Below are 12,068 nucleotides of genomic sequence, written 5' to 3' on the forward strand. Positions count from 1 at the left end.
CCTTCTAACATAAGTCAATGGAAAAGCCCAGTGCAATCTTTACGCCACCCTATTTCGGACGTTTGGCCAGATTCGGACACTGCGAAGACCATTTAACGAATTTAGCATTATAGACAGAGTCATCATCGCTGATAAAAGAGACCTTTCCCTCTTTCGAGCCACCCTTCAGAACCCCCAACAGATCCAGCTGCACTGTCCTCGACTGAAACTCTTTACCTTTCTCATCAAATGCCTTGTAACAACCAACGAAGCCGGTTAATTCAATAGGCTCCTTAGTTTTACTATATACAGCGACTTTAAATTTTTTCTCATATTTTGGCTGCCCGTCAACGACTACCGTCCCCTCTGAAAACGGAGCAGCCTCGATGATCAGACTATTATGTGCATCTTCCGCAGCAACAGAAGAAAATGAAAGTAGAACAAGCGAAGAAAAAAGAACCAGATATACCTTTTTCATTGAACACCTGCCTTATAAGAAGTTAGTTAATAATTTCTACAGCCGTTTTTCACGAATAAAAAACAGAAGCGGGGTTAAATAAATCCAAGCCAGAAGCAGTCCGAACAAGTCTTTTTTTCAAAAGCCGAGCCAGATAGATGAAAAAAGCTATTGCAACTGGATTCTAGAGCCTACTCGAACCATGCCTACGCTTAGTGCCCCTCGACATATATTTTGCTCCCAAATTAAGTGCATCAAAAGAACTGTCTTGAATTTTTAACCAACTAAACTGTTGATGTTGAAGATCACAGACGCATCACGCACTATCAAATTTTTCACAAAAGTCTCCGACAGACTTAACTAAAGCACCAGGGCTGTGCAACATAGCCAGACTCAACTATTAGAAGTCCCACACCCCAGCCACAGACAAGGACTTCCGCATCTTTTCGACGGTGAAGCGCTTTCCGTAGCGGCCCGTAGTGATGTCACCCAACTCATGTCCGACGAATTCCTTCACCAGCGTTTCATTCACCTCGCGCTGCTTACAGCGGTCCATAAGCGAGTGGCGCAGGCCGTGAAAGCTCTTGGTCGGGTTTAGCAACTTCAGGAACTTGTCATTAACATGCTTACCCGCCGAGTTCCCATATGACTCCTCCGATTTCCGATAGTTCAACTCCGGGAACACTCTCTCCCCTAGCTGGATCGCCAACTCGCCGATAAATTCCTGAGCCATCGTGGGAGGAAAACCAAGCGGGATATCACGTCTGGCATTCTTGGTCTTCAAATGCTGCATAGGCCCGTCATCCGAGATGTGCAGCCAAAGCGAGCCATCCTCCCCACTGCGCACATCATCCTTGCGAAGTTGAGCAATCTCGTTCAAGCGAGCGCCCGTGTAGACCCCAATACGGGTCATCCATTTGGTGGTATACGGAGCGGTCTTCGCGGCCTCTAGAATCTGGAGCAATTCTCCATCCTCCCAGCGCTTGCGCTCTTCGTGATCCAGCTGCATACGGTCAGCCTTGCCCTTTTGGGGGTGAAGGCGAGTCGCTGGGTTGTACCATTCCATGGGCAGGCGGGGGCGCTGGGTCTCTTCCAGCCACTTAAAGAACGTGGAGACCATGCCAATCCGCTTCTTGACAGTAGCAGGAGCCTTATCGACCAAATGGGCATCACGCCAAGACAGCAGGGCATCCCTCGATACCCCAGCAATATCAGCGTCAGCCCCCAGCACCTCGGCGAGTGCAGGATAAAAGGTGCGGTACTCCTTCATCGTCTTGGCTGCAAAGCTGCCCGCTTCCTTCTCAGCCATGAAGCCATCAATGGCCGCTTGAACAGTGTAGACAGGGCGTGATGGAACCTCTACAGGGGCCGCTGACGGGGCTGACTGGACGCTGGCAGCCAATGACTCCCGGAGCGTGCGAAAGGCCGCCCAATCACCTTGCAGTGCCGCCGCTTGAGCACGATTCAAACACGAGCGAAGGTGCATTTCTTGGCGATCATTCATGTCCGTCGCAAAGCCCAATTGCGAGAGCATGTCATCGAGCGTGTCAGCTGCTTGGCTCAACCCACCCACAACACTGCACGCATCCGGTTCGATATCCTCGAAGACCTCGAACAACTTGCCCTTGGCAATGCTCTCCAACTCGAAACGCTCCAGATCAGCCAATATCCCCCGCTTGATGTCGTGACTACTGCTCAACGCTATCCCCCTCCGTTTGTGATGGATAGCGAGTATATCAACCTTTGCTGATACAAGGCACATGAAGGCTTTCTGCTGACCTTCTAGCAGCCTACGCAGAGACATCGAGAAGTCCAGCCCTCCGAGGCACTGCGGGAGCTTCACTCGCAGCAGCGGAGCCTTTCTGCGGCTTCTGGAACCTGTGTTCGTGCGGATGTGTGCCATACGGGTGTGCCCATGCCAGGCAGCAATGGCGGGCAGTGCTTGGAAGGAAACGATGAAGTGTGGGACCATAATGGGCCCTCTGTGGGGCCACTAGACGCAAAAAAGCCCTCGAATGTTTCCAATCAAGGGCTTAGTGCAAACTGGCGGAGAAAGAGGGATTCGAACCCTCGATACAGGTTTAAGCCCGTATGCTTCCTTAGCAGGGAAGTGCCTTCGACCACTCGGCCATTTCTCCGTTCAGAGAGCGCCATATTAATTAGCGCTGCGCCCTCTGTCAAGCGTGTATCCGAAATTATTTACGCCGGCTGGTCCAGTCCAAAAACTTTATGCAAAACGCGAACCGCCAGCTCCAGATACTTCTCGTCCAGCAGCACCGATACCTTGATTTCCGAGGTGGAGATCATCTGGATGTTGATGCCCTCTTCCGCCAGGGTGCGGAACATGGTGGAGGCGATGCCGCAGTGCGAACGCATGCCCACGCCCACAATGGAAATCTTGGCCACCTTGTCGTCGGCGTCGATCTTGGCGGCGCCGATATGGGTCTGCACTTCGCGCAGGATGGTCAGCGCGCGCTGGAATTCGCCGCGCGGCACGGTAAAGGAGAAATCGGTCGCGCCGTTTTCGCCCACGTTCTGGATGATCATGTCCACTTCGATATTGGCATCAGCGATCGGCCCCAGAATCTGGTAGGCGATGCCAGGCTTGTCCGGCACGCCCTTGACGTTGATGCGCGCTTCGTTACGGTCAAATGCGATGCCTGCGACAACGGCCTTTTCCATGCTTTCATCTTCCTCATACGTAATCAGGGTGCCTTCGCCTTCGTCTTCGAAGCTGGAGAGCACGCGCAAACGAACCTTGTACTTGCCGGCGAACTCCACCGAGCGGATCTGCAGCACCTTGGAGCCCAAGGACGCCATTTCGATCATTTCCTCGAAAGTGACGGTCTTCAGGCGGCGCGCTTCCGGCACCACGCGCGGATCGGTGGTGTATACGCCGTCCACGTCGGTGTAGATCTGGCATTCGTCGGCCTTCAACGCGGCGGCCAACGCCACGGCGGAGGTGTCCGAACCGCCGCGGCCCAGCGTGGTGATATCGCCGTCTTCGTCCACGCCCTGGAAGCCGGCGACGATGACGACGCGGCCTTCATTGAGGTCGGAGCGCATCGCGGCGTCGTCGATATCCTGAATGCGGGCCTTGGTGTGGGCGTTGTCGGTGACCAGTTTCACTTGCCAGCCGCAGTAGCTCTTGGCCGGCACGCCGATTTCCTTCAGCGCCATGGCCAGCAGGCCGATGGTGACTTGCTCGCCGGTGGATACCACCACATCCAGCTCGCGCGGGTCCGGATAGTCCTGAATCTCCTTTGCCAGGGCGATGAGGCGGTTGGTTTCGCCGCTCATGGCGGACACCACCACCACGACATCATGTCCCTGCGACTTCCACTTGGCGACACGGCGGGCAACGTTCTTGATCCGTTCGGTGGTTCCAACCGAAGTGCCGCCGTACTTTTGTACGATGAGTGCCATGCTTGTTTCTTATATTCGAAAGGGTTGAAATGTCGAGCTTCGATTCTGACCCTAACTTGCCAAGAATTGCAAGACGGAATTCACCGCCGATATTGCATTGCAAAACCGGCTGCCGGCCCCTGCCGGAGCATCGCGGCGCAAGCTGCCGGCGCTGCCGTGCTTGCCGGCATCAATCCACGGCAGCCATGCCGTTTACTGGCAGATTATTTCTGTTGGATTACATGTGCAAACGTTCGGGACAACTATAGAGATTGGCGCGGCCGCGGCCGGCGAAGCCGATCAAGGTCAGGCCGTAGCGCGCGGCCATCTCCACCGCCAGCGAAGTGGGCGCGGACATCGCTATCAGGATTTCGATGCCGGCGGCGGCGGCCTTCTGCGCCATTTCATAACTGGCGCGGCTGGTGACGACGGCTGCGCCATCGCTCCAGCCTTGGCGCGCGCGCGCGCCAATCAGCTTGTCCAGCGCCACATGACGGCCCACGTCCTCGCTAAGATGCAGGAGTTCGCCCTGAGGCGTCACCCAGCCGGCGGCGTGGGCGCAGGCGGTGGCTTGAGATAGGCTTTGCGCCTGCTGCAAGGCCGGCAAGGCGCGCGCCAGCGCGTCCAGGCTAAAGCTTTGAGTAACCGGCAGCGGCGGCAGCGGCCTGTGGATTTCGGCCAACTGCTCCACGCCGCACAGACCGCAGCCGGTGCGCCCGGCCAGTTGGCGGCGGCGTTCTTTCAGGGCCATGAACCGGGCCGAAGCCAGCTCGATATGGACCTCCACCCCGCGCTCGCCCGGAAGGATGTCGATACCGTAGATTTCACCCGAATGGGCGATGATGCCTTCGGCCAGGCTAAAGCCGAGCGCGAAGTCTTCCAGCGCCATCGGGCTGGCCATCATCACCACGTGGGACAGGCCGTTGTACACCAGCGCCACCGGGGTTTCCACCGCCACCCAGTCTTGCCTGGCCTGAGCGCCGCCATCGCGGCAATCTAGAATGCCCAGCTCAAGCGCCGCATGCTCCAGCGCTTCATTTTTTTTCATAGAATTTGGCCCGCCATCCGCTGCAATAGTTTGTACTAATTGATACCTAGGGCGATAATAGATTTTCCGCTGTGAGTGAGCAATGCGCCCTTGGTGGGTCAAGGGCGCCAGGTTCATACCAAGGAGACAAACCCATGCAAGTCAGCAGACGGCAGTTTTTCAAGCTCTGCGCCGGCGGCATGGCAGGCACCACCATCGCGACCCTGGGCTTCATGCCCGAAACCGCGCTGGCCGACACGCGCAGCTATAAATTGATGCGCGCGACGGAAACCCGGAATACCTGTCCATACTGTTCGGTAGGCTGTGGCATCTTGATGTACAGCCTGGGCGACGGCGCCAAAAACGCCAAAGCCGATATTTTCCACATTGAAGGCGATCCGGACCACCCGGTCAATCGCGGCGCGCTCTGTCCCAAGGGCGCCGGCCTGATCGACTTCATCCACAGCCCCAACCGCCTGCGCTACCCCGAAGTGCGCGAAGCGGGCTCCAACGAATTCAAACGCATCAGCTGGGACGAAGCCTTCGAGCGCATCGCCGCCCACATGAAGCGCGACCGCGACGCCAACTTTGTCGAGAAAAACGCCGATGGCGTCACCGTCAACCGTTGGCTGACCACGGGCTTCCTGGCCGCATCCGCGTCCAGCAACGAGGCCGGCTGGCTCACCCACAAATTCACCCGCAGCCTGGGGCTGCTGGCGGTCGACAACCAGGCGCGTGTATGACACGGACCAACGGTGGCAAGTCTTGCCCCAACATTTGGTCGCGGTGCCATGACAAACCATTGGGTCGACATCAAGAACGCCAACCTCATTGTCGTCATGGGCGGCAATGCGGCCGAGGCGCACCCGGTGGGTTTCCGCTGGGCGATTGAAGCCAAGACCCGCAACAAGGCGAAGCTGATCGTCATTGATCCGCGCTTCACCCGCACGGCCTCGGTGGCGGATTATTACGCCCCCATCCGCACCGGCACGGACATTGCGTTCCTGTCCGGCGTGATCCGCTACCTGCTGCAAACCGGCAAGTACAATAAGGAATACACGCTGGCCTACACCAATGCCGCGCTCTTGGTGAACCCGGACTTCAAGTTCGACGACGGCCTGTTCTCCGGCTACAACGCGGAGAAGCACAGCTACGACAAATCCACCTGGACTTACCAGCTGGACGACAAGGGCATGGCCAAGCGCGACGACACCCTGTCCGACCCGCGCTGCGTAATCAATCTGATGCGCGACCACGTGGCCCGCTATACGCCGGAAATGGTGGAAACCCTCTGCGGCACGCCCAAGGAAGCTTTCCTCAAGGTATGCGAATACCTGGCGGAAACCGGCGCCCACGACAAGACCACGTCCTTCCTGTACGCCCTGGGCTGGACGCAGCACTCCATCGGTTCGCAGAACATCCGCACCATGGCGATGATCCAGCTGCTGCTGGGCAATATGGGCATGGCCGGCGGCGGGGTCAACGCCTTGCGCGGCCACTCCAACATCCAGGGTCTGACCGATATCGGCCTGCTGTCCACCAGCTTGCCGGGCTATCTGAACATGCCCTCGGAGAAAGAGCCCACGCTGGAGGCCTATCTGGCCAAGTACACCAGCAAGCCGCTGGCCGACGGGCAGATGAACTACTGGCAGAACTATCCCAAGTTCTTCATCTCGCTGATGAAGGCGATGTGGGGCGACAAGGCCACCGCCGACAACCAGTGGGGCTATGACTGGCTGCCCAAGTGGGACAAGAGCTACGACGTGCTGCAGTACTTCGAGCTGATGCACCAGGGCAAGATCAACGGCTACTTCTGTCAGGGCTTCAACCCGGTACTGGCTTTCCCGGACAAGAACAAGGTGGTGTCTTCGCTCTCCAAGCTGAAGTACTTGGTGATCATGGACCCGCTGGCCACCGACACCTCCACCTTCTGGAAAAACCACGGCGAGCAGAACGATGTGAAGACCGCGGAGATCCAGACCGAGGTGTTCCGCCTGCCCACCACCTGTTTCGCCGAGGAAGACGGCGCGGTGGTCAACTCCGGCCGCTGGCTGCAATGGCACTGGAAAGGCGCGGACGCGCCGGGCGAAGCCATCACCGACGCGGAAATCCTGGCCGGCATCTTCACCCGCCTGAAGGCGCAGTACGCCAAGGACGGCGGCAAGAACGCCGAGGCCATCATGAGCCTGTCCTGGGCTTACGGCAACCCGCACGAGCCCAAGCCGGAAGAACTGGCCAAAGAGCTCAACGGCAAGGCGCTGGCGGACATCCCGGATCCAAAGAACCCTGGACAGTTCCTGGCCAAGAAAGGCGAGCTGCTGTCCGGCTTCGCGCTGATGCAGGCCGACGGCAGCACCGCGTCCGGCTGTTGGATCTTCGCCGGCAGCTGGACCCAGGCCGGCAACCAGATGGCGCGCCGCGACAACAGCGACCCGTCCGGGCTGGGCAATACCCTAGGCTGGGCCTGGGCGTGGCCGGCCAACCGCCGCGTGCTGTACAACCGCGCTTCCTGTAAGCCGGACGGCACGCCGTGGGACAAAAAGCGGACGCTGATCAAGTGGAACGGCGAAAAATGGGTGGGCGTGGACGTGCCTGACTTCAAGGCCGACGAGCCGCCCGGCAGCGCCATGGGCCCCTTCATCATGCAGGCCGAGGGCCTGGGGCGGCTGTTCGCGCTCGACAAGATGGCGGAAGGCCCCTTCCCCGAGCATTACGAGCCGTTCGAAACGCCGCTGGGCACCAATCCGCTGCATCCCAAGGTGGTGTCCAATCCGGCTGCGCGGGTATTCGCCGCGGACCGCGAACAGATGGGCAAGCACGACGCCTTCCCGTACGCGGCCACCACTTACCGGCTGACCGAGCACTTCCACGGCTGGACCAAGCACGCGCGGCTGAACGCGATCGCCCAGCCGGAGCAATTCGTGGAAATCGGCGAGGCGCTGGCCAAGGAGAAAGGCATCGCTCACGGCGACACAGTGAAAGTCTCGTCCAAGCGCGGCTACATCAAGGCCAAGGCGGTAGTGACCAAGCGCATCCGCGCGCTGCAGGCGGGCGACAAGACGGTGCACCAGATCGGGATTCCGATTCACTGGGGTTATGAAGGGGTGGCCAAGAAGGGCTTCAGCGCCAACACGCTGACGCCGTTTGTCGGCGACGCCAACACCCAGACCCCGGAATTCAAATCCTTCCTGGTCAACGTCGAGAAAGTATAAGGAGCGACCATGTCATCACTGCAATCGCAAGATATCCTGCGCCGCTCCGCCAGCCCCACCCAGCCGCCGGTAGTGCGCGATTACAAGGCCGAAGTAGCCAAGCTGATCGACGTGTCCACCTGCATCGGCTGCAAGGCTTGTCAGGTGGCCTGCTCGGAGTGGAACGACATCCGCGACGAAGTGGGCAGCAACGTCGGCGTCTACGACAACCCGGCCGATCTCACCGCGCACAGCTGGACAGTGATGCGCTACAGCGAGGTGGAGGAAAGCGGCAAGCTGGAGTGGCTGATCCGCAAGGACGGCTGCATGCACTGCGCCGACCCGGGCTGTCTGAAGGCCTGTCCGTCGCCGGGGGCCATCATCCAGTACGCCAACGGCATCGTGGACTTCCAGTCCGAGCACTGCATCGGCTGCGGCTATTGCATCTCAGGCTGTCCGTTCAACGTCCCGCGCATCAACCAGAAGGACAACAAGGCGTATAAATGCACCTTGTGCTCCGACCGGGTGATGGTGGGCCAGGAGCCGGCCTGCGTGAAGACCTGTCCCACCGGAGCCATCCGCTTCGGCACCAAGTCCGATATGCAGGCCTACGCCCACGAGCGGGTGGAAGAACTGAAAACCCGCGGCTACGCCAACGCCGGGCTGTACGATCCGGAAGGCGTGGGCGGCACTCACGTGATGTACGTGCTGCACCACGCCGACAAGCCGGAGCTGTATTCCGGCCTGGCCAAGGATCCCAAGATCAGCCCGGTGGTCAGCCTGTGGAAGGGCATCCTCAAGCCGCTGTCCACCATCGGCCTGGCGGCTTCGGTGTTGTTCGGCTTCTTCCACTACATCGGCGTCGGCCCCAATAAGGCGGAAGAGGAAGAGGAGGAACAGGCATGAGCAAGGAAAAGCTGATCAAGCGCTACAGCGCGGCGGAACGCGTCAACCACTGGATCGTGGCGGTGTGCTTCGTGCTGTTGGCGATTTCCGGCCTGGCCTTCTTCTACCCGGCCTTCTTCTGGCTGACCGGCGTATTCGGTACCCCGCAGCTGGCGCGCATCATCCACCCCTTCGTCGGGGTGCTGATGTTCCTCGGCTTCGCGCGCCAGTTCCTGCGCTACTGGCATCACAACTTCCTGGACAAGGAAGACGTGAAGTGGATGATGGCGGTGAAGTCGGTGCTGTCCGGCCACGAGGTCGGCGACATCGGCAAGTACAACGGCGGCCAGAAAGGTATGTTCTGGCTGATGACCGGCTGCATGCTGGTGCTGGTGTGCACCGGCTTCATCATGTGGCGGCCGTACTTCGCGATGTACTTCCCCATCCCGGTGATACGCGTGGCGCTGCTCTTGCACGCCTGGAGCGCGCTGATCCTGATCGCCGGCATCATCGTCCACGTCTACGCCGCCATCTGGGTGCGCGGCACGATACGGGCAATGGTGGAAGGCGTGGTCACCCACGCCTGGGCCAAGAAGCATCATCCGCGTTGGTATCGTGAAATGACCGGAGACAAGAACAAGCCATGAGCATACGCATCGTCCCCCTGGACGAGGCTGGCCGGCTGCAAACCGCGGCGGGAGAGATCCCGCCGTTGTTGCTGCCCCAGCCCGCCGAACGCTATCTGGCCCGCAGCCAGCGCCTGACGGCGCTGGCCGACGGCCACCCGATGGCGGCCTATCTGGCGTTCGCCGCCCGCATCGCCGCGGCTCAGCACCGGCTGGTGCGCGAACAGCCGGTGGCGCTGCCGCAGCGCGGCGATTACTTCCATCATTGCGCCGAACACGGCCTGCCGCCCTTGGGCGCAGCCGCCTGGCCGCGCGATCCTGTCTGGCGCGGCCTGCTGCGCGCGCTATGCGCGGAACTCTCCGCCCTGCCCGGCCCCGCCGGCGAAGTGGCGCGCGAGCTGGGACAGGCGAGCGACGACGCGCTGGAAAGCGCCGCGCGCGCGCTGCTGGACGGGGACTTCGCCGCCGTCGGCTCGGCGCGAGCGCCCTTGCTGTGGGCGGCGCTGTCGGTTTACTTCAGCCAGCTGGCCTCGCAATTGCAAGTTGCCGCGGTGGCCGAACCCGACGACGCCCGCCACCTGTGCCCGGTGTGCGCGATGCCGCCAGTGGCCAGCGTGGTGCGTCTGGGCAACGAGTCCGGCCTGCGCTACCTGCACTGCAGTCTGTGCGAAAGCGAATGGCATCTGGTGCGCGCCAAGTGCAGCAATTGCGAAGCCACGCGCGACATCGGCTACTGGTCGCTGGAGCAAGGCGACAGCCAGCAGGCCGCGGTGCGAGGCGAAAGCTGCGGCGACTGCGGCAGCTATCTGAAGATCCTGGCGCTGGACAAGGACCTGAACGCCGAGCCGGCAGCCGATGACCTGGCCTCGCTGGCGCTGGATCAGCAGCTGGAGCAGCGCGGCTTTGCCCGCAGCGGGGTGAATCCGCTGCTGTTCCCCGGCTGAGAAGCGCTTCTGTTTCCACCCTGCCAGCCTCCTTCACGGAGGCTTTTTTATTGCCTAGGCAAGCGGCTTGGCCGCTCCGGCCGTTTGCATAAGAAAAAACCAACAACTACAAAAAAGGTATGACTTTTTTCTATTCCGGTTAATCGACATGGCTCTGCTCCCGCCTCTGACGCCAAGAAACCGCCTGCTGCTGGGGCTGGCCATCAATGGCGGCGTCTTGTGCTGGCTGTTTTGGGGGCATGCCCTGCTCTGGGCCGGGCTGGCGCTCAGCTCCGTCGCACTGGCGCTGGCGCTGAGCTGGCCCTCTCCGGTCGACGCCGCGGAGGAGACGCCAAACCCGGATGCCTACTGGCAGGGCTTCGCCAGCCATGTTTGCGCCTTGCTCCCACTGTGGGCCGGCCACATCTCCTTGGGCAAGGAACAAATGGACGACGCCGCCAACCGGCTGACCCTGCGCTTCGACGGCATCTTGCGCCAAGTCGGCGGCGCGGTGCCCAAACCCGGCGAGCACACCGACCAAGCGGCGCTGGCGCAGGCGGAAAGCCGGCTCAAGCACATGCTGCAGCTCTTGCAAAACGCCACCCGACAACAAACCGACCTCGCCATCCATCTGCACACTTTGGGCCAATCGGCCAATACCCTGCAAAACCTGGTGCGCAGCCTGATCAGCGGCCGCCAGTTGGACGGCGAGCAAAGCATCGAGCAACTGGGCAGCGACACGCTGGAACAGCTGTCCCGTTTGCAAAACCAGATCGACAAGGCGATGGGCAGCCTGGCGCAGATGGCGCACGAGCCGCTGCGGCCGCACACGCTGCTAAACCCCGCCGACCCCGCCGCGCAAGATAAAGAAGCCGTTCTGGACGAAGAGGCCGCTCAGTCTCAATCCTTGCAGCAGGCGCTGGAAGACATCCTGGTGCAACTGCAATTCCAGGATAGGGTCGATCAAATCCTCAGCGGAGTGCAAAACGACATGCGCAGGCTGGAAAGCGTCTTCAGCCAGGCGCTGATCGATACCAAACAGCGGCCGACGCCGCCGGACACGGCAGCCTGGCTAGAGGCCTTGAAAAACAGCTATACCACCCATGAGCAGCGCGTCCTGCACAGCAGCGACAAGACTGAATCGGGCAATAACCAAAACAACATTACCTTTTTTTGATCCGGGGAACGCTTCCGATGGCCAAAACCATACTCATCGTCGATGATTCGGCCAGCCTGCGACAGGTGGTGCGCATGACGCTTGCCGGCGCGGGCTATGAGGTGCTGGAGGCCGGCAACGGCCAGGAGGCGCTGGATGTGCTGGACGGACGCAAAGTCCATCTGATCGTCTCCGACGTGAACATGCCGCTGATGGACGGCATCGCCTTGCTGCGCAATATCAAGGTCCATCCCAATTACAAATTCACTCCGGTCATCATGCTGACCACGGAATCCTCCGAGGAAAAGAAGCAGGAGGGCAAGGCCGCCGGCGCCAAAGCCTGGGTGGTCAAACCATTTCAGCCGCCGGTGCTGTTAACCGCCGTTTCCAAATTGATCCTGCCCTGAACGGGAGCCCGA

10 protein-coding genes and 1 tRNA gene are annotated in these 12,068 nt (G+C 60.3%); 6 read left to right on the plus strand and 5 right to left on the minus strand.

Annotation, left to right across the window (positions count from 1 at the left end):
* Positions 1-49 precede the first annotated feature (49 nt).
* The 5 genes from ACUXV1_RS09395 to fdhD form a co-directional block, all read right to left on the minus strand.
* Positions 50-457: a DUF4354 family protein gene (locus tag ACUXV1_RS09395; RefSeq protein WP_446015232.1), complete on the minus strand. Its 408-nt coding sequence runs from the start codon at positions 455-457 to the stop codon at positions 50-52.
* A gap of 379 nt (positions 458-836) precedes the next feature.
* Positions 837-2,408: a tyrosine-type recombinase/integrase gene (locus ACUXV1_RS09400; protein ID WP_446015233.1), complete on the minus strand. Its 1,572-nt coding sequence runs from the start codon at positions 2,406-2,408 to the stop codon at positions 837-839.
* Positions 2,409-2,480: 72 nt separating this feature from the next.
* Positions 2,481-2,574: transfer RNA gene (locus ACUXV1_RS09405), tRNA-Ser, on the minus strand.
* A 61-nt stretch (positions 2,575-2,635) separates the two neighbouring features.
* Positions 2,636-3,862: an aspartate kinase gene (locus ACUXV1_RS09410; RefSeq protein WP_048414282.1), complete on the minus strand. Its 1,227-nt coding sequence runs from the start codon at positions 3,860-3,862 to the stop codon at positions 2,636-2,638.
* A gap of 217 nt (positions 3,863-4,079) precedes the next feature.
* Positions 4,080-4,889, minus strand: a complete 810-nt coding sequence (gene fdhD / locus ACUXV1_RS09415) for a formate dehydrogenase accessory sulfurtransferase FdhD (protein ID WP_446015234.1) — start codon at positions 4,887-4,889, stop codon at positions 4,080-4,082.
* Positions 4,890-5,023: 134 nt separating this feature from the next.
* Here fdhD and fdnG point away from each other — a divergent pair, with 134 nt between their 5' ends.
* The 6 genes from fdnG to ACUXV1_RS09445 all read left to right on the plus strand — a co-directional run bounded on the left by fdnG (position 5,024) and on the right by ACUXV1_RS09445 (position 12,056).
* Entirely contained in the window at positions 5,024-8,080 is a 3,057-nt protein-coding gene (fdnG, locus tag ACUXV1_RS09420) for a formate dehydrogenase-N subunit alpha (RefSeq protein WP_446015235.1), read from the plus strand.
* Positions 8,081-8,089: 9 nt separating this feature from the next.
* The gene (gene fdxH, locus ACUXV1_RS09425; RefSeq protein WP_043640061.1) at positions 8,090-8,965 is read left to right on the plus strand and encodes a formate dehydrogenase subunit beta; all 876 of its coding nucleotides are present in this window, start codon (positions 8,090-8,092) and stop codon (positions 8,963-8,965) included.
* Positions 8,962-9,591 (plus strand): formate dehydrogenase subunit gamma, encoded by a 630-nt coding sequence (locus ACUXV1_RS09430; protein ID WP_019103010.1) that lies wholly within the window; start codon positions 8,962-8,964, stop codon positions 9,589-9,591. The genes fdxH and ACUXV1_RS09430 overlap by 4 nt, the downstream gene beginning before the upstream one ends.
* Positions 9,588-10,514: a formate dehydrogenase accessory protein FdhE gene (gene fdhE / locus ACUXV1_RS09435; RefSeq protein ID WP_081554771.1), complete on the plus strand. Its 927-nt coding sequence runs from the start codon at positions 9,588-9,590 to the stop codon at positions 10,512-10,514. Before ACUXV1_RS09430 ends, fdhE begins: the two co-directional genes overlap by 4 nt.
* 148 nt (positions 10,515-10,662) lie before the next feature.
* The gene (locus tag ACUXV1_RS09440) at positions 10,663-11,670 is read left to right on the plus strand and encodes a hypothetical protein (RefSeq protein ID WP_446015237.1); all 1,008 of its coding nucleotides are present in this window, start codon (positions 10,663-10,665) and stop codon (positions 11,668-11,670) included.
* A 17-nt stretch (positions 11,671-11,687) separates the two neighbouring features.
* Positions 11,688-12,056 (plus strand): response regulator, encoded by a 369-nt coding sequence (locus tag ACUXV1_RS09445; protein WP_019103013.1) that lies wholly within the window; start codon positions 11,688-11,690, stop codon positions 12,054-12,056.
* The last annotated feature ends 12 nt before the right edge of the window (positions 12,057-12,068 follow it).

The organism is Chromobacterium sp. W521 (genome assembly GCF_052805975.1).

Excerpts from the sequence above, each read along its gene's own strand:
- ACUXV1_RS09395 (WP_446015232.1), bottom strand. The coding sequence starts at position 457 with ATGAAAAAGGTATATCTGGTTCTTTTTTCTTCGCTTGTTCTACTTTCA.
- ACUXV1_RS09400 (WP_446015233.1), bottom strand. The coding sequence starts at position 2,408 with ATGGTCCCACACTTCATCGTTTCCTTCCAAGCACTGCCCGCCATTGCT.
- ACUXV1_RS09410 (WP_048414282.1), bottom strand. The coding sequence starts at position 3,862 with ATGGCACTCATCGTACAAAAGTACGGCGGCACTTCGGTTGGAACCACC.
- fdhD (WP_446015234.1), bottom strand. The coding sequence starts at position 4,889 with ATGAAAAAAAATGAAGCGCTGGAGCATGCGGCGCTTGAGCTGGGCATT.
- fdxH (WP_043640061.1), top strand. The coding sequence starts at position 8,090 with ATGTCATCACTGCAATCGCAAGATATCCTGCGCCGCTCCGCCAGCCCC.
- ACUXV1_RS09430 (WP_019103010.1), top strand. The coding sequence starts at position 8,962 with ATGAGCAAGGAAAAGCTGATCAAGCGCTACAGCGCGGCGGAACGCGTC.
- fdhE (WP_081554771.1), top strand. The coding sequence starts at position 9,588 with ATGAGCATACGCATCGTCCCCCTGGACGAGGCTGGCCGGCTGCAAACC.
- ACUXV1_RS09440 (WP_446015237.1), top strand. The coding sequence starts at position 10,663 with ATGGCTCTGCTCCCGCCTCTGACGCCAAGAAACCGCCTGCTGCTGGGG.
- ACUXV1_RS09445 (WP_019103013.1), top strand. The coding sequence starts at position 11,688 with ATGGCCAAAACCATACTCATCGTCGATGATTCGGCCAGCCTGCGACAG.